The following is a 16,066-nucleotide window of genomic DNA, read 5'->3' as shown; positions in this document are numbered from 1 at the left end:
GTCTTGTGGCTCAACCCGACGACGAGGATGTCCATGTGCGCCTCTCTCGGCCCCTCATCCGGTGTAGATGTGGAGGCTTTCGAGCCCCGGGATCAGTTTGGGCAGGATGAAGTTGACGCCCAGGAACGTGAACAGCACCGATGCGAACCCCACGAGCGACCAGATGGCCGCCCGCCGGCCCCGCCACCCCACGGTGAGCCGGCCGTGCAGGAGCGCGGCGTAAAGAAACCAGGTGATGAGCGACCAGGTCTCCTTGGGGTCCCAGCTCCAGTAGGTGCCCCAGGCCTGCTGGGCCCAGATGGCCCCCGTGATGATGCCCACGGTCAGGAGGGGGAAGCCCAGGGTAAGGCACCGGTAGTTGAGCTCGTCCAGCACGTCAAGGCTGGGGAGCCGCCGGAACAAGGCCCCGAGCCGCTTTCGTTTCAACTGCCGCTCCTGGAGCAGGTACATGACGCCGGCCGCGGCGGCCACGGCGAAGGCGCCGTCGCCCAAGAACAGGAGCCCCACGTGTACCGGGAGCCACCAGGACTGGAGCGCCGCCGGCAGGGGCTGCACATCGCCCGGGACGGCCATGGCCCCCAGCACGAACACGACCGCGAACGGGGTGGCGAAGGCCCCCAGGGTCGGCACCTGGAACCGGAACTGGAGGACGAGATAGAGGAGCGTCACGCACCAGGCGAAAAAGCTCAGGGCCTCGTGGAGGTTCGTCACCGGGGTGTACCCGGCCTCGGCGAACCGCACCACGATCGAAAGCGTGTGGAGCCCGAACGCGGCCCAGGTGGCCCGGTGGGCCCACCGCCGCACGGGCTCCTGCAGGGTCACCAGGTGGGCCAACTGAAGCACCATGGCCAAGAGGTACACCAGGGCGGTTCCCTTCAACATCCAGACGCTCATGGCTCCTCCCTACCCCTCCCGCTCCGATCCGGAAAGCACCTCGGCCGCTTTGCGTTCGGCCGCGGCCCGGTCGCCCCGGGCGAAATCCTCGGCCACGCCCCGGGCGAGCAGGCGCGACACGGCGCCCGGCTGGGCCATTTGGCGCACACGACGTACGAACTCCGCCAGATCGCCCAGGCGCCCCGGCAGTGCCGCCGCGATCCGGTCGCGAAGCCAGGCCGCCAGCTCGGGTGACGCCCCGGCCGTGGACACGGCCACCGCCACGTCCCCCTGCCGCCACACGGCCGGCACGTGGACCGGGCTCCCCTCGGGGTCGTCGACCACGTTGGCCCACACGCCCCGGGCGGCCGCCTCGGCCGCCGCGGCCCGGTTCGCCGCCGGATCGGAGGTGGCCACGAAAGCAAGGACCATGCCGCCCAGATCCTCGGGCTCGAACCGCCGCCGCACCCACTCCACGACCCCCGCCTCGGCGAGCCCCCGAACCCCCACGGCCGCCTCGGGCGCCACCACCCGCACCCGCGCCCCGCACGCCAGAAGCCCCCGGATCTTCCGCTCGGCCACCCGGCCGGCGCCCACCACGAGCACGGGCTTCCCCCGCAGGTCCAGGAAGACCGGGTAGCGCGGGCGGCTCACGGCCCCCCTTCCAGAAGCTCCAGCACCCACCCGAACAGGAGCGGCACCAGGATCTCGTGGGGCCCGGTCAGGTGAATGCCCCGGCCGCCCCCGCCCGTGGGCCGGCCCACCACGTTCACGCTGGGCCGGTAGTGGCGCACGAAGTCGAGGTTCGCCGTGGTGAAATGGGCCACCTCGCGGCCCAGGTTCCGGGCCAGGGTCAGGGCCTTCAGGAACACCTCGGGGAGCACCACGGCGCTTCCCACGTTCAGGTACACCCCCCCTTCCAGCTCGGCCACCAGGGCCGCGAACTTCCGAAAGTCCCTCAGGCTCGTCTCGCCCAGGGCAGCGCCGTCGCACCCCGGGTGCATGTGCACGATGTCGGTCCCCACGGCCACGTGGACCGTGGCCGTGACCCCGTGGCGGTAGGCCGCGGCGAGCAGGCTCGACTCCCGATAGGGGAGCCCGTCCTCCCAGATCGCCTCGCCCACCGCGTAGCCCAGGCCCAGGCCCCGGTCCCGGGCCCGGCGGACCACCCGGTTCACCCACTCGCCCGTCTCCCGGGCCATGCCGAACCGCCCCTCCCGGAGCTGGGCCGCCACGTCCTCGGAGGTGTGGCCCGCGGCCGCGAGCTCGAAGTCGTGGACCACGCAGGCCCCGTTCACCGCGACGCCGCTCAGGAGCCCCCGGGCCATGAGGTCGGCGTACAGGGGCTGGAGGCCCACCTTGATGTTGTGGGCCCCGAGGCCCAGGAGCACCACCCGGTCGGCCCGGTGGGCCTCGGCCACGGCCCCGGCCAGGGCCCGCAGGTCCTCGGCCTGGAGGAAGGCCGGCAGGCTCTCCACGAACGCCCGGAAGCTCCCGCCCGGCCGGAAGGGGGGCCGGAAGTCCTTCCGGTGCACCTTGCTCGGCCGCTCGGCCAGCGGGTAGGTGTCGGCGCCGGCCGGGTCGAGCTCGGCGTGGGGGGGAAAGCGCTTGGCCATCAGGCGGGTTCCGCGGGAAAGAGGATCTCGTCCACCAGGTCGCACAGGGCGTGGATCCAGGCCACGTGGCACTCCTGGATCCGGGGGGTGTGGCGGCTCGGGGCCCGGATCAGGTGGTCGCAGGCCTCGGCCATGGCGGCCCCGGCCTCGCCCGTGAGCCCCACGCACAGGCACCCGGCCTCCCGGGCCGCCCGAAGCCCCCGGAGCACGTTGGGGCTCCGGCCGCTCGTGGAGATGCCCACGGCCACGTCGCCGGGCCGGGCCAGGGCCCGCACCTGCTTTTCGAACACCTCGTCGAACCCGAAGTCGTTCCCGATCGCCGTGAGCGCGGAGGTGTCGGTGGTCAAGGCCACCGCCGCGAGCGGCGGCCGGTCCCGCAGGAACCGGTTCACGAACTCGGCCGCCAGGTGCTGGGCGTCGGCCGCCGACCCGCCGTTCCCGAAGGCGAGGAGCTTCCCGCCCCCCCGCAACCGCCCGGCCACGGCCTCGGCCACCCGGGCCGTCTCGGCCGCCGCGTCCTCGGCGAACCGCTCCAGGGTGCGGGCCGCCTCGGCCCAGTGTGCGCGAACCCGCTCGTGTGTGTCCAACCCCATGAACCTCCGCTCGCCCGTGTTGGGCTGGCACCGATGGAAAGCTGGAAAGCTGGAAAGCTGGGAAGCTGGGAAGCTGGGAAGCTAGAAGGCTAGAAGGCTAGAAGGCTAGAAGGCGGAAAAAACCAGCCGCCCCGCTGCCTAACTGCCTAGCTGCCCGGCCGCCCAGCCGCCTAGCCGTCCCGCCGCCGAAACAGCGGAGCATAGGGGCCCGTCGCAAGGGGTGTCAAGCGTCGGGGGCCCGGTCCGGCCGGCCCAAGGCCTCGGCCACCCGTTCGGCCACCGGACGGGGGATGCCGGGGACGGCGGCGATCTCGTCGGCCGAGGCCTCGGCCAGGCGCTTGAGGCTTCCGAAATGGCGCAGAAGCGCCCTGCGGCGCTTGGGGCCGAGGCCCGGCACCCCCTCCAGGGCCGAGCGCAGGCTCGCCCGGGCCCGCCGTTTTCGGTGGAAGGCCACGGCGAACCGGTGGGCCTCGTCCCGGACCCGCTGGAGCAGGAAGAGCCCCGAACTGTTCCGGCCGAACCCCACCGGGTTCGAGCGGCCGGGGAGGAAGATCCGCTCGGCCGAGTGCTCCACCTCGGGGCCCCGGCCCGGGAGCACCCGGGCCTTGGCGATGCCGGCCAGGGGCACGGCAATCCCCTCGTCCTCCAAGGCTTTGGCGGCGGCCGCCACCTGCCCCCGGCCCCCGTCGATCAGCACCAGGTCCGGCAGCTCCCACCCCGGTTGACCCCGCCGGCCCAGCCGCCGGCGAAGCACCTCGTAGAGCGAGGCGAAGTCGTCGGCCCCTTCCACGGTGCGGATGAGGAACCGCCGGTACGCCCCGGGGTCGGGGAACCCGTCGGTGAACACCACCATGCTCCCCACGGCCTCCCGGCCCTGGAGGTTGGAGATGTCGTACCCCTCGATCCGGCGCGGCAGGTCGGGCAGGCCCAGCCGGTCCCGCAGTTCCGCCAGGGCCGCCTCGTAACCGACCTTGGTCTTCCGCCGCTCCTCGAGGAGCTCGGCCGCGTTCCCCTCGGCCATGCGCACGAGCTCCCGGCGCTCCCCCCGCTTGGGGTGCACCACCCGGACCCGCCCCCCGCGCTTTTCCCCGAGCCACTCCTCCAGCACGCCGGCCTCCTCGGGCCCCACGTCCACGCCCACCACCACCTCGGCCGGCACGATCCGGTCGCCCCGGTAGTACTGCCGCAGGAACTGGGCCATGACCTCGGCGTCGTCTTCTTCCAACCGGTCCAGGTAGTAGGACCGGCGGTCGATCAGGTTGCCGCTTCGGACCACCAGCACCACCACCTCGGCCTCCCCCCCCTCCCGGACCCAGCCCACCACGTCCCGGTCCACGGGCCGGTGGGTCACGGCCTTCTGGCGTTCCAGGGTCTCCTCCACCGCCCGAATCCGGTCGCGCAGCCGGGCGGCCTCCTCGAACTCGAGCCGCTCGGCCGCCTGGGCCATCTGGGCCCTCAGGTCGTCGAGGAGCTCGCGGCCCCGCCCCTTCAGAAACGCCACCACCTGGTCCACGATCTCCCGGTAGGCCTCGGGCGTGACCCGGCCGCAGCACGGGGCCAGGCACCCCCGCATCTGGCAATAGAGGCAGGGCCGGGTGCGGGCCCGGAACTCCCGGTCCCGGCACTGGCGCAGGGGGAAGATGCGCTGAATGAGCTCCACGGTCTCCCGGAGGGCCCGGGCCGAGGAGTAGGGGCCGAAGTAGAGGGCGCCGTCGGGCACGATGCGGCGGGTCGTGGTGAGCCGGGGGAAGGGGTTTTGCACGTCGAGCCGGAGCGAGAGGTAGGTCTTGTCGTCCCGGAGGTCCACGTTGTACCGGGGCCGGTGGCGCTTGATCAGGGTGTTTTCGAGGATCAGGGCCTCTTTTTCCGTGTCGGTCACCACGAAGTCGATGTCGGCCACCCGGGCCATCAGGAACCGCACCCGGAGCCGGCCGTCGGCCCCTTCCCGGAAGTAGGTGCGCACCCGGGCCCGGAGGTTCTTGGCCTTGCCCACGTACAGGACCCGCCCCTCGGCGTCCTTCATGAGGTAGACGCCGGGCCGGGTGGGGAACCGGGAGACCTTCTGTTCCAATTCGTCCACGGGAGTTTGAGTTGTCATCTCACCTTGCAAGGAACACGAAAAGAGCCGGACTCCCGCTCCCTCCGTGTTCTCCGTGTCCTCCGTGGTGTTCCCGCCTCGGCATCCGAACGGCGCGCCGCTTGCCTCCCCCGCGCTTGTCGTTACAGTATCCGACCGTTCGGGTGCGCGAAGAAAGCCCGGCCGGAAAGAAGGAGGTTGGGCCTCCCCGCTTTCCAGCCTTCCAGCTTCCTAGCCGTCCAAGGAGTCACCATGGCGAGCGATGTGGAACGGGCCCTCTGGGCCTTCGAAGAGGCGGTCGAGGGGGTGCTCGGGTTCGTGAGGGCCGCCGAGTACGGGCTCCGGCTGGCCACGAAGCGGGTGGCCGACCTCGTGAACAACCCGGCGGCCTCGGCCGCCCAACTCGGGCCGGAGCTCGCGGCCGTTCGGGGAGCCCTAGAGGCCGCGCCCGACCGGCTCACCGACGTGGCCGTGCTGGCGCTCGGGGACCACTTCCGGGCCTTCCTCGCCCGGGCCCTGGGGCTCCGGGAGCTTCCGCCGCTTCCCGAAACCACCGCTGGGGTCGAGACCCTGGCCGGCACCCCGGGGGCCCTGGCCAAGGCCCCCCCGTGGGTCCCCCTGTTTCTCCAGCTCTACCGGGCGGCGCTTCGGGGCGGACCCCTGGACCGGCGGGCCCTGGAGGCCCTCGGCGAATCGACCCTCGAACTCCGCTACCCCGGGGGCAAGGTGAAGCTCGTCACGGCCGGCGACCGGGTCACCCTCACCGAGGGCCAGTTCGAGGACCTGGCCCGGGCGCTGGTGGAGGCGGCCCGGGCGATCGAGCTGCGGCTCCTGACGGCGTAGCGCCATGCAGCGGGCCACCTGCCTCGTGGTGGGCGCCGGCCGGGTGGGCCAGGAGCTCCTGGAGCGGCTGTCCCGGGACCTGGACGTGGTCTGCGTGGACCGGGACCCCGGGGCCCTGGAGCGGGCCCGGGAGGTTCGCCAGGGCCGGGTGCGGACCGTGGAGGGGGACGCCACGAGCCGGCTGGTGCTTGAGGACGCCGGCGCAGCCGACGCCCAGGTGGTGGCCCTCACGGTGACCTCCGAGCGGGTCAACCTGGAGGTGGCCCGGGTGCTCCGGGAGCACTTCGACGTGCCCCGGATCGTGGCGGTTGGGATCACGCCGGCCGGGATCGAGGCGTTCCGGGCCCTCGGGGTCGAGGTGGAGGGGGTGCTGGAACTGGGGGCCATCGCCCTTCGGAACCGCATCGAGTCCCGGGCCAGGGTGGCCCAGGGCATCGGCCTCGGGCGCGACGAGATCGTGGAGGCCGACGTTCACCCCCGGTCCCGGCTCGTGGGGAAGCCCCTCTCGGCGCTCCGGCCCCGGCGCTGGCAGGTGGCGCTGGTGTACCGGGGCGAGGAGATCGTGGTGCCCCACGGGAACACCGTGCTCCGGGGCGGGGACCGGGTCGTCCTGGCCGGCGACCCGGGGGCGCTTCGCACGGTGGTGGAACTGCTGACCCTGAGCTTCCGGCAGTTCCCCCTGGAGTACGGCTCGGTGCTCACGGCCTGCCTCTTCGGCGGCGAGGACGACCGATTCTTCCAGGAACTCGCCTACGTGGCCCGGACGTTCCCCCTGGAGCCCATGCGGCTCGTGCTCGCCGGCGATGCGCGGGACCGGCGGGCCGTTCTGGAATCCCGGTGGTCCGCCGCCGGGGTCGAACCGGAGGAGGTCCTCGCCGCCGAGGGGCCGCTCCCCGGGGCCTGGCCGCCGCCCCGCCAGGGCGGGGACGGGCTCGTGGTGGTCTGTCGGCGCTGCCTCTTCGCCGGAGGCGTGCCCCGCACCGATGCCGGCCGCAAGGCGTTCCTCCGGGAGTTGGTGGAGCAGCGGGCGGCCCCCCTGCTGCTCGCGGCCGGCACGTTTCCCTACGAACGGCTCGCCGTGCCGGCGGTGCCCGGGGTCGACGTGGAGCACGCCGTGGAGGCCCTGGCCGAGATCGCCCCGGTCCTCGGGGCAGAGGCCGCGGTGCTCCTGAGCCTGCCGTCGCCCCACATGGCGGCCCCCGAAGACCTGTCGGATCCCGAGGAGATCCGGAAGATCATCGCCGAGATGGCGCTGGCCCACCGGGTGCGGATCGAGGTGGAGGAACTCGCGGGGAACCCGGTACGGGCGACCGAGGAGGCCCTCCACGGATACCACCTGGCCGTGCTCGACACCGGCGGGTGGAGGCGACCGGGGTTCCTCCGGTCCCTCCTCCAGCCCGATCCGCCCTGGCTCGTGGTGCGCCACTGCCCGGCGAGCACCCTGCTTCTGCCCCCCGACGAGGAGGCCCTGTGAGCCCGGCGCCCCACCACGGGGTGAACCCCGAGCACCTGGGGCTGTTCCTGATCGTGGGCGGAGCGGCCCTGGCGCCCTTCGTGTCTCGGCGGCTTCGGGTGCCGGCCCCGGTGCTCGAGATCCTCTACGGCGCCGTGCTCTTCCACACCCTGCTCCGGGGTCAGCCCGAGTGGTTCCGGCTCCTGCGGGAACTCGGATTCCTTTACCTCATGTTCATCGCCGGCATGGAGCTCGACCTTCGGGCCATGGCCGGATCGCGCCGGCCCCTGGCCTACGCCCTGGCCGCCGCGGCCTCCTTGGGGGGTGCGGCGCTCGCCTTCGGCGCGGCCGGGGTCCCGGCGTACCTGGGGCTTTGCGCCGCCATGATCTCGGCCGGCATCGTGATCCCGGTGCTCAAGGAGACCGGCCACGCCCGCACGGCCCTGGGCCGCGACCTCATCGGGTTCGCCCTGGTGGGAGAGGTGGTGTGCATCCTCGTGCTCACGGCGGCCGACTCCTACGCGGCCCACGGCGTGTCGGTGCACGCCCTGTGGATGCTCGCCAAACTCGCCGGGCTCCTCGGGGCGGCCGCGGTAACCCTCCACGTCATCTACCTCCTGGGCTGGTGGCATCCCGACTGGGTCGAGCGGGTCATGACGAGCCAGGACCCCGCCGAGGAGGGCATCCGGGGCGTGATCGTGCTAGCCTTCGCCGGGGCCGTGCTGGCCGAGGCGGCCGGGGTCGAGCCGATCCTGGGGTCGTTCATGGCCGGGCTCATCACGAGCTACGTGTTCCCCAACAAGGGGCTTTTCGAGGACAAGGTGAACGCCGTGGGGTTTGGGTTCTTCACCCCGTTTTTCTTTGTGGGGGTGGGCGCCGACCTTCCCCCCGCCCTGCTGACCGACCCCGGGGTGTTGGCCTGGGCCGGGGTGCTCACCCTGGCGGCCCTGGCGGCCCGGGCCCCGGTGGTGGCCCTGGCCCCCAAACTCGGCCACTCTTTGCGCGACGGGGGAGCCATGGCGCTCCTGCTCGCGGCCCCCCTTTCGATGATGGTAGTGGCCGGGGCCCTCGGGGAGCGCATGGGCCTCTTGACCCCGCGGCTCACCGGGGCCCTGGTGTTGGCAGCCATGGCCTCGAGCCTTATCTTCCCGTACCTGTTTCGCCTGGTGGCCGCCCCCCCGACTCCCGATCCAGACCGGAGGTGACGCGCCATGCCGACCGACTGCCGACCGTCCGCCATCCGCAACGTGGGGTTCGTCTCGACCCGCATCGCGGGTACCGACGGGGTGTCGCTGGAGCTCGACAAGTGGGCCCGGGTGCTCGAACGAAACGGGTACCGTTGCTTCTACCTGGCCGGGGAGCTCGACCGGCCGGCCGACCGCTCGATGCTGGGGCCCCGGTTCCACTTCCTCCACCCTGAGATCCTGGAACTCCAGGCCGTGCTGTTCGGCCGGAAAACCCGGCCCCGTTGGGCCAGCGAGCGCATCCGGGAACTCGCCGCCGAGTTCAAGGAGGCCCTCTACGCGTTTCGGGACCGGTTCGAAATCGACCTCCTGATCCCCGAGAACATCCTGGCGATCCCGCTCAACATCCCCCTGGGGCTCGCCACGGCCGAGTTCGTCGCCGAGACCGGCATCCCCACCATCGCCCACCACCACGATTTCTCCTGGGAGCGCGACCGGTTCCTGGTGAGCGCCTGCCGCGATCTTTTAGACTGCGCGTTTCCGCCGGATCTCCCGAGCATCCAGCACGTGGTGATCAACTCCCTCGCGTCCGAACAACTCGCCCACCGGCGGGGTGTGTCGAACACGGTGGTACCCAACGTGTATGACTTCGCGAACCCCCCGCCGCCGTGCGACGAGTACTGCCGGAGCCTCAGGGCGCGGCTCGGGTTCGGGGACGACGACGTCCTGGTGCTCCAGCCCACCCGGGTGGTGCCCCGCAAGTGGATCGAGCGGTCCATCGAGATCGTCCGCTACCTCCAGCTCCCCAAGCCGCGGCTCGTGATCTCCCACGGTTCGGGGGACGAGGGCGACGAGTACACCTTGCGGGTGAAGGAATACGCGGAGAACCTGGGGGTGGAGCTCGTCTTTATCGACCACTTGATCGCCTCCGAGCGGGGCACGAACGACCGGGGAGAGCGCCTCTACACCATCGCCGACGCCTACCAGGCCGCGGACCTCGTGACCTACCCCAGCGGCTACGAGGGGTTCGGAAACGCGTTCCTGGAGGCGATCTACTTCCGCAAACCCATCGTGGTGAACCGGTACTCGATCTACGTGGCCGACATCGAACCGAGGGGCTTCGACGTGATCGAGATCGAGGGCTTTGCAACCCACCAGGCCGTGGACCAGATCCGGGAGGTCCTCTCGAACCCCGCTCGGCGCCGGGCCATGGTGGACCGAAACTACGAGATCGCCCGAAGGTTCTTCAGCTTCGAGGTGCTAGAGGAGAAACTCCTCCACCTCATCCGGTGCTGCAACGGCCAACTCCTGGAACCCTGAGCCCCGGAGGCAACCGATGCCCGGTTCCCAGCCCAAACTCCCGATCGCCCTCGTCCACTACTCCTGCCCGCCGGTGGTAGGCGGTGTGGAGGAGGTGGTGCGCCAGCAGGCCTCCCTGTTCCGGCGCCACTTCCACCCCGTGAAGATCGTGGCCGGCGCCGGGGGGCCGTTCACCGACGAGTACCCCGTGGAGATCAACCCCAAGCTCGGGTCCCGGTACGAACGGGTGGCCCGGGCCCAGGAGATCGGGCGGGAGGACCCCCGCACGCTGGACCGGGTGACCGACGAGGTCCACTCCTACCTCGCCGAGACCCTGGCTGGGTTCGAGGTGGTCATCGCCCACAACGTGCTCGCCATGGCCTACAACCTGCCCCTGGCCCGGGCCCTCCACCGGTTGGCCGACGAGGGGGCGATCCGGGTGGTGGCCTGGAACCACGACAGCCCCTTCTTCTACGACCACATGGCCCCCCGGCTCTCGCACCCCGTGTGGGAGATCCTGCGCCGGTACAACCCCAACGTGACCTACGTCACCATCACCGAGGCCCGGCGGGAGCAGTTCCAGGCCCTCTACGGCCCCGGCGCCGAGATCCACGTGGTGCCCAACGGCATCGACCCGATCCGGTTCTTCCGGCTCGACCCCACCACGGTGCGGGTGATCCAGGAACAGCGGCTGTTCGAGGCTGACTTCCTGCTGGTGCACCCCTCCCGGCTTCACCCCCGCAAGAACATCGAGCTGTCGATCCGGGTGGTGCGGGCCCTCCAGGACAGGGGGCTCAAGGCCCGGCTCCTGCTGACCGGGGCCTACGACCCCCACGAGGAGAAGACCCTGGCGTACTACCGGAAGCTCCGCCACCTCGCCCGGGATCTCGGGGTGCTCGACGACATCCTGATCATGGCCGAGTACCGGTTCCGGAGCGGGGAGCGCCTGACGGCCGACCGGATCACCATCCGGGACCTCTACCTCCTGGCCGACGTGCTCTTTCTCCCCAGCGTCCAGGAGGGGTTCGGGATCCCGCTCCTGGAGGCCGGCATGATCAAGCTGCCCATCGTGTGCTCCGACATCCCTCCGTTCCGGGAGATCGGGGGCGACAACGTCACCTACTTCGGCCTCGACGAGTCCCCGGAGGCCATTGCGGAGAAGGTGCTCGCCATCGCCCGGAGCAACAACACCCAGAGCATGTTCCGCCACGTGATCCGCCACTACGTATGGGACAACCTCTACACGAGGGAGATCCTGCCCCTGCTCGAACGGACGGTGGCTTGACTTCGAAGGCCGCCTGGCTATCTTTTCGGCGACGTTTGCCCGTTTTCTCACCCAGAGAGGAGGAGAGTTCATGAACGCGATGACCGAGGCCAACCTGAAGAGCGCGTTCGGCGGGGAGTCCATGGCCCACATGCGCTACCTGCACTGGGCCGATCTGGCAGAGAAGGAGGGGTTCCCCGGGGTGGCCCGGCTGTTCCGGGCCGTGGCCCGGGCCGAGTGGATCCACGCCGGCAACCACTACCGGGTGCTCAAGGACCAGGTGGGCGACACGGCGGTGACGGCCGGCGGGGTGTTCGGGTACCAGACCACGAGCCAGGCCCTCCAGGGCGGCATCGACGGCGAGACCTTCGAGATCGAGCAGATGTACCCGGTCTACAAGCAGGTGGCCGAGTTCCAGGGCGAGAACGCCGCGGCTCGCAGTTTCCACTACGCCCTGGAGACCGAGAAGGTCCACAAGGCGCTCTACGAGGAGGCCAAGGCCGCCGTGGACCAGGGCAAGGACATCTCGTTCGGCACCCTCCACATCTGCCCGGTGTGCGGGTACACGGTGCGGGGAGAGGCCCCCGACAAGTGTCCGGTGTGCGGCTGCGCCAAGGAGAAGTTCGAGGCCCACGAGGTGTGACCGCGGCCTTCTCCGCCGGACCCGAAGGCCGGCCCCCGCGGGGGCCGGCCTTTTCCGCTCGGGTGGAACGCGCGGGCGGCCTCCCGGTCCGGGTCAGCCACCCCCCCGGTGCCGGCGCTCGATCCACTCGGCCACCATGAAGGCGGCCACGGTTCCCTCCCCCACGGCCGAGGTGATCTGTTTGCGGCTCCCCGAACGCACGTCGCCGGCGGCGAACACCCCGGGCATCGAGGTGGCGAGGGTGGCCGGGTCGGTCTTCACGAAGCCGCCCTCGTCGAGCTCCACCGTGCCCCTCAGGAACCCCGCGTTGGGCTGGAGCCCGATGAACACGAACACGCCGTCGCAGGGGACCGTCTCCACCCGGCCGGTGGCCGCGTCCTCCACCTCTACCCCCTCCACCCCGTCGGTCCCAAGCACCCGCCGGACGCGCTGGCCCAGCCGAATCTCCACCTGGGGCAACGCCCGCACCCGCTCCTGGAGCACCCGGCTTGCGGTGAGCCGGTCGAGGTTCTGCACCAGGGTGATCCGGTCGGCGTACTGGGCCAGGTGCACGGTTTCCTGGAGGGCCGAGTTTCCGCCCCCCACCACGACGACGTGCTTTCCCTTGAAGAACGGGGCGTCGCAGGTGGCGCAAAAGCTCACCCCCCGGCCCACGAGCTCCTCCTCCCCCGGAACCCCCATGCGCCGGTACACCGACCCCGTGGCCACGATCACCCCGCAGGCCAGGACCTCGGCCCGGGGGGTGAGCACCCGCACCAGGGTGCTGGCCGGCTCCAGCCCTTCGGCCCCTTCGAACGTCCGGACCTCGGCCCCGAACTTGAGGGCCTGGCGGTACACCCGTTCCATCAGCTCTGCGCCGTTCACGGGCTCCGGGAACCCGGGGTAGTTCTCGATCCGGTCGGTGAGGGCGGCCTGCCCGCCCGGCATGGCCGCCTCCAGGACGAGGGTGCGCAGCCCCTCCCGGGCGGTGTAGATCGCCGCCGTCAAGCCCGCGGGCCCGCCGCCCAGGATCGCCACGTCGTACGCCGGCGGCAGGGACTCCGGGTCGAATCCCAGGGCCTCGCCCAGTTCCCCGGGGGCGGGATCGACGAGGAGGCGCCCCCCCACCTCCACGGCGGGCACCTCGACCCCGCCCCCCGTGAGCCCCTCCAGGCGCCGGCCCGCCTCGGGGTCGGCCTCGGGGTCCACCACCTCGTAGCCCACGCCCGCCGCGTCGAGGATCTGGCGCACGGCGCGGCATTTCTCGCACCAGGGCACCGCGTAGAGAACCGCTTTCGCCTCCGCCATCGGTTCCTCCGTCTTCTCGGGACCGGTTCCGGTTGGCGGCAAGGCTACCAACCCCGGCGGGGGTGTCCAGCCCCGCGCTTTACCGGCCCCGGCCCGGAAGGGTAGTCTGGTCCGGCCGGGCGGCCCCCGGCGGGGCCACGGAGGGAAAGGAGGCGCGGCCCGTGGCGGACACGATCCGATCCCCCAGAAACGAGCGCGTCCGGTGGCTCGCCCGCCTCGGCGCCGACCGCCGGTTCCGCCGGCGGGAGGGGGCATGGGTGACCGAGGGGATCCGCCTGGCCGAGGAGGTGCTGGCCTCCGGGCTCCGGGTGCGCCTGTGGCTCCTGGAGGAGGGCTGGGAGGAGCGGGGGGAGCGCGAGGCCCGGCTGTTCCGGCGCGTCCGGGCCCGGGGCGACCCGGTGGCCCACGCCACCCGGGCCGCGGTGCGGGAGGCCGCCGACACCGCCACGCCCCAGGGCGTGGTGGTGGCCTTCGAGGCCCCGGCCTGGTCGGCCGAAGATCTCCTGACACGGCCCGGCCCCGTGGTGGTGCTCGACCGCCTCCAGGAACCCGGGAACCTGGGCACGATCGCCCGCACGGCCGAGGCCACGGGCGCGGCGGGACTCGTTCTGGTCAAGGGGGCTGCGGACCCCGGAAATCCCAAGGCCCTGCGGGCCTCGGCCGGGTCCCTGCTCCGGCTCCCGACCCTGCGGGTGGACGACCCGGCTGGCTTCCTCCGGGACGCCGGCCTCCCGGCGGCCGCCACGGTGAGCCGGGGCGGCACCCCCCCGGACGCCCTCGACCTCTCGGGCCGGTTCGCCCTGCTCCTCGGCCAGGAGGGAGGGGGGCTGGGCCGCGGGCTTACGGCCTTGACGGATCTCCGGATCACGCTGCCCATGGAAGGCGCCGTGGAGTCGCTCAACGTCGCGGCAGCCGCGGCCATGATCCTCTACGAGGCCCAACGCCAGAGGCGGGCGAACCCGAGACGAACCGGAGCCTGCCACACTCCCTGATGGAGGTGCTCCCATGTCCCAGATCCAGACCCTTCGTTTCACCCAGACGATCGAGCATGCCGGCGGGTTCCGGGCCACCGTGAGGGTTCGCGACCTGCCGCCCTACGGCCTCGACGAACCCAAGGACCTCGGGGGGGACGGCGCGGCGCCGTGCCCCATGGACTACCTTCTGACGGCGGTGGGGGGGTGCCTCCTATCGAGCCTCGCCCTGTGCCTCCAAAAGAAGCGGGTCGAGGCCCCCCTGGCCATGGACATGGAGGGCGAGGTGGCCCGCAACGAGGAGGGCCTGTTGCGGGTCGTCCGGATCCGGGCCCGGATCCGGGTCGGGGCCGCCGAGGCCGATCGCCGAAAGGTCGAGGGCTGTTACGAGATCTTCAAGAAGTACTGCATCGTTTCGGCCTCGGTGGCCCAGGGCATCCCCCTCGAGACCGAACTCGTCTTCGGGGAGTAAGGCCCCTTGTCCCGGTTCGCCGACCGGTTCGCCCGGTACCGGGAGATCGTGCCCGATTTCCCGGCCTTCTGCGCGGCCCACGAGGCGCCGGCCCCGGTCCATCTGCGGGTCAACCCTCGCAAGGCCGCCTCCGACTGGGTGGTGAACCGGCTGTCCCGGGCCGGGGTGCGAGTCCGGCCGGAATCCTGGTATCCGGATCTCCTTCGCGTCATCGAGGCCCCCCAGGGGTTCGCCTTCGGAGCCACCCTGGTCCACGCGCTCGGCTTCGTGTACATCCAGAGCGCGTCGTCGGCCGTGTCGGCCCGGGCCCTGGGGGCCCGCCCCGGGGACCGGGTGCTCGACCTGTGCGCGGCCCCGGGATCCAAGACCACCCTGCTCGTGCAGGAGATGGACGACCGGGGGCTCGTGGTGGCCAACGAGCCCAACCGCCGGCGGATCAAGTCGCTCGCCGCAAACCTCGAGCGGATGGGCGCGGCGTCGGTCCTGATCACCGCTTACGCCGGCCAGAACTTTCCCAAGCGGCTTCGGTTCGACCGGGTGCTGGTGGACGCCCCCTGCTCTGGCGAGGGCACCTGGCGCGGCCCCGACGCCAAACCCCGGAGGATCTCCGGGGAGTTCCGGGCCGCCCTGGCGCGCCAACAAACGGGCCTCATCCAGAGGGCCTGGGACGTCCTGGAACCGGGCGGCGAACTCGTGTACTCCACCTGCACCTACGCCCCGGAGGAGAACGAGGCGATCCTGGCCGGCCTGGTGGAGCGCGAGGGGGCCCGGGTGCTCCCGGTGCCGGTGGACGTGCCGGCCGAACCGGGGCTTCCGGAGTGGGAGGGGCGCCGGTTCCCTCCTGAGCTCGCGCTGACCCGCCGCCTCTATCCCCACCGGTTCGATTCGGAGGGTTTCTTTGTCGCTCGATTGGCTAAACCCGGATGAGACCCGGGCCGTCATCGCCTACTTCGGCGAGCGGTTCGGCGTGCCCCCGGAGGCGTTTGAGGGCCTTCGGCTCTTTCGCCGCAGCGGGTACGTGTGCGCCGTGCGCGGGGAGGCGGCCGAAGCGGCCGAGGCGCTCCAACTCGCCGGGGGCGGGCTCCGGCTCGCCAAGGAGATGGGGCCGGGCCGGTTCAAACCGGCCACCCGGGGGGTCCAACTCCTGGCGTCCGGGGCCGGGGGCGGGGCCGTGGACCTCCGGGACGAGCAACTCCGGGCCCTCCTGCAGGGGCAGACGATCCCGGTGGACCGCCCCGGCCGGGGGTTCGTGCTCCTCCGGTGGGAGGGCGCGGTGATCGGGGTGGGGCTCCTGCGGGAGGGCCAGCTCGTGGGCCAACTGCCCCGCACGGTGACGGAGCACCTGCGGGTCCGCCCGGACGAACCCCTCGTCTGACCCCCTCCACCCTCCGCGGGGGTACGAATACGTTCGGACGTATTGCCGGGGGGGCGGGGAACGGGTTCCGGCTAAAGATCCCGGCCGCTTGGGCCGACCCGTGTTCCAGGGCGGGG

General features: G+C 71.9%; 16 protein-coding genes. 10 read left to right on the top strand and 6 right to left on the bottom strand.

The annotated features are described in order from the left end of the window. Positions 1-54: 54 nt before the first annotated feature. The 5 genes from ccsB to uvrC form a co-directional block, all read right to left on the bottom strand. The gene (ccsB, locus tag ACY0I8_RS11065; protein WP_459940022.1) at positions 55-894 is read right to left on the bottom strand and encodes a cytochrome c biogenesis protein; all 840 of its coding nucleotides are present in this window, start codon (positions 892-894) and stop codon (positions 55-57) included. Between the two features lie 9 nt (positions 895-903). Next, positions 904-1,527 carry a precorrin-2 dehydrogenase/sirohydrochlorin ferrochelatase family protein gene (locus tag ACY0I8_RS11060; RefSeq protein WP_459940023.1) on the bottom strand — a complete coding sequence of 208 codons (624 nt, stop codon included), beginning with the start codon at positions 1,525-1,527 and terminating at the stop codon, positions 904-906. Beyond that, a complete protein-coding gene (locus tag ACY0I8_RS11055; RefSeq protein WP_461394788.1) occupies positions 1,524-2,489 on the bottom strand; it encodes a GSU2086 family protein in 966 nt (321 codons plus the stop codon). The genes ACY0I8_RS11060 and ACY0I8_RS11055 overlap by 4 nt, the downstream gene beginning before the upstream one ends. After that, complete coding sequence (locus ACY0I8_RS11050; protein ID WP_459940025.1) at positions 2,489-3,082, bottom strand: D-sedoheptulose 7-phosphate isomerase; 594 nt, start codon at positions 3,080-3,082, stop codon at positions 2,489-2,491. Before ACY0I8_RS11050 ends, ACY0I8_RS11055 begins: the two co-directional genes overlap by 1 nt. Before the next feature lie 223 nt (positions 3,083-3,305). Continuing rightward, positions 3,306-5,180 (bottom strand): excinuclease ABC subunit UvrC, encoded by a 1,875-nt coding sequence (gene uvrC / locus ACY0I8_RS11045; RefSeq protein ID WP_459940026.1) that lies wholly within the window; start codon positions 5,178-5,180, stop codon positions 3,306-3,308. Between the two features lie 231 nt (positions 5,181-5,411). Here uvrC and ACY0I8_RS11040 point away from each other — a divergent pair, with 231 nt between their 5' ends. From ACY0I8_RS11040 to ACY0I8_RS11015, 6 genes are all read left to right on the top strand, one after another. Next, positions 5,412-6,002, top strand: coding sequence for a hypothetical protein (locus tag ACY0I8_RS11040; protein ID WP_459940027.1), 591 nt, complete (start codon positions 5,412-5,414; stop codon positions 6,000-6,002). Positions 6,003-6,006: 4 nt separating this feature from the next. Then, positions 6,007-7,476 (top strand): potassium channel family protein, encoded by a 1,470-nt coding sequence (locus ACY0I8_RS11035; protein WP_459940028.1) that lies wholly within the window; start codon positions 6,007-6,009, stop codon positions 7,474-7,476. Then, positions 7,473-8,660 (top strand): cation:proton antiporter, encoded by a 1,188-nt coding sequence (locus tag ACY0I8_RS11030; protein ID WP_459940029.1) that lies wholly within the window; start codon positions 7,473-7,475, stop codon positions 8,658-8,660. The genes ACY0I8_RS11035 and ACY0I8_RS11030 overlap by 4 nt, the downstream gene beginning before the upstream one ends. Positions 8,661-8,666: 6 nt before the next feature. Further along, a complete protein-coding gene (locus ACY0I8_RS11025; protein ID WP_459940030.1) occupies positions 8,667-9,959 on the top strand; it encodes a glycosyltransferase in 1,293 nt (430 codons plus the stop codon). A 16-nt stretch (positions 9,960-9,975) separates the two neighbouring features. Next, positions 9,976-11,223, top strand: a complete 1,248-nt coding sequence (locus ACY0I8_RS11020; RefSeq protein WP_459940031.1) for a glycosyltransferase family 4 protein — start codon at positions 9,976-9,978, stop codon at positions 11,221-11,223. Positions 11,224-11,293: 70 nt separating this feature from the next. Then, positions 11,294-11,845 (top strand): rubrerythrin family protein, encoded by a 552-nt coding sequence (locus ACY0I8_RS11015; protein WP_459940032.1) that lies wholly within the window; start codon positions 11,294-11,296, stop codon positions 11,843-11,845. Positions 11,846-11,938: 93 nt separating this feature from the next. Here ACY0I8_RS11015 and ACY0I8_RS11010 read toward each other — a convergent pair whose 3' ends face one another. Next, positions 11,939-13,132, bottom strand: a complete 1,194-nt coding sequence (locus ACY0I8_RS11010; protein WP_459940033.1) for an FAD-dependent oxidoreductase — start codon at positions 13,130-13,132, stop codon at positions 11,939-11,941. A gap of 161 nt (positions 13,133-13,293) precedes the next feature. Between ACY0I8_RS11010 and ACY0I8_RS11005 the strand changes: the two genes are divergently transcribed. From ACY0I8_RS11005 to ACY0I8_RS10990, 4 genes are read left to right on the top strand one after another with little or no spacing between them, the layout of a single operon-like run. Then, a complete protein-coding gene (locus ACY0I8_RS11005; protein ID WP_459940034.1) occupies positions 13,294-14,124 on the top strand; it encodes a TrmH family RNA methyltransferase in 831 nt (276 codons plus the stop codon). A 13-nt stretch (positions 14,125-14,137) separates the two neighbouring features. Then, a complete protein-coding gene (locus ACY0I8_RS11000; protein WP_459940035.1) occupies positions 14,138-14,575 on the top strand; it encodes an OsmC family protein in 438 nt (145 codons plus the stop codon). 6 nt (positions 14,576-14,581) lie between these two features. Next, positions 14,582-15,502 (top strand): RsmB/NOP family class I SAM-dependent RNA methyltransferase, encoded by a 921-nt coding sequence (locus tag ACY0I8_RS10995; protein WP_459940036.1) that lies wholly within the window; start codon positions 14,582-14,584, stop codon positions 15,500-15,502. After that, entirely contained in the window at positions 15,474-15,950 is a 477-nt protein-coding gene (locus tag ACY0I8_RS10990; protein ID WP_459940037.1) for a hypothetical protein, read from the top strand. Before ACY0I8_RS10995 ends, ACY0I8_RS10990 begins: the two co-directional genes overlap by 29 nt. Positions 15,951-16,066: the final 116 nt, after the last annotated feature.

It is taken from the genome of Deferrisoma sp., assembly GCF_054681715.1.
This window is presented reverse-complemented; position numbering and strand designations above follow the sequence as displayed.

Excerpts from the sequence above, each read along its gene's own strand:
- ACY0I8_RS11010 (WP_459940033.1), bottom strand. The coding sequence starts at position 13,132 with ATGGCGGAGGCGAAAGCGGTTCTCTACGCGGTGCCCTGGTGCGAGAAA.
- ACY0I8_RS11040 (WP_459940027.1), top strand. The coding sequence starts at position 5,412 with ATGGCGAGCGATGTGGAACGGGCCCTCTGGGCCTTCGAAGAGGCGGTC.
- ACY0I8_RS11015 (WP_459940032.1), top strand. The coding sequence starts at position 11,294 with ATGAACGCGATGACCGAGGCCAACCTGAAGAGCGCGTTCGGCGGGGAG.
- ACY0I8_RS11000 (WP_459940035.1), top strand. The coding sequence starts at position 14,138 with ATGTCCCAGATCCAGACCCTTCGTTTCACCCAGACGATCGAGCATGCC.
- ccsB (WP_459940022.1), bottom strand. The coding sequence starts at position 894 with ATGAGCGTCTGGATGTTGAAGGGAACCGCCCTGGTGTACCTCTTGGCC.
- ACY0I8_RS11025 (WP_459940030.1), top strand. The coding sequence starts at position 8,667 with ATGCCGACCGACTGCCGACCGTCCGCCATCCGCAACGTGGGGTTCGTC.
- ACY0I8_RS11020 (WP_459940031.1), top strand. The coding sequence starts at position 9,976 with ATGCCCGGTTCCCAGCCCAAACTCCCGATCGCCCTCGTCCACTACTCC.
- ACY0I8_RS11055 (WP_461394788.1), bottom strand. The coding sequence starts at position 2,489 with ATGGCCAAGCGCTTTCCCCCCCACGCCGAGCTCGACCCGGCCGGCGCC.
- ACY0I8_RS11050 (WP_459940025.1), bottom strand. The coding sequence starts at position 3,082 with ATGGGGTTGGACACACACGAGCGGGTTCGCGCACACTGGGCCGAGGCG.
- ACY0I8_RS11035 (WP_459940028.1), top strand. The coding sequence starts at position 6,007 with ATGCAGCGGGCCACCTGCCTCGTGGTGGGCGCCGGCCGGGTGGGCCAG.
- uvrC (WP_459940026.1), bottom strand. The coding sequence starts at position 5,180 with ATGACAACTCAAACTCCCGTGGACGAATTGGAACAGAAGGTCTCCCGG.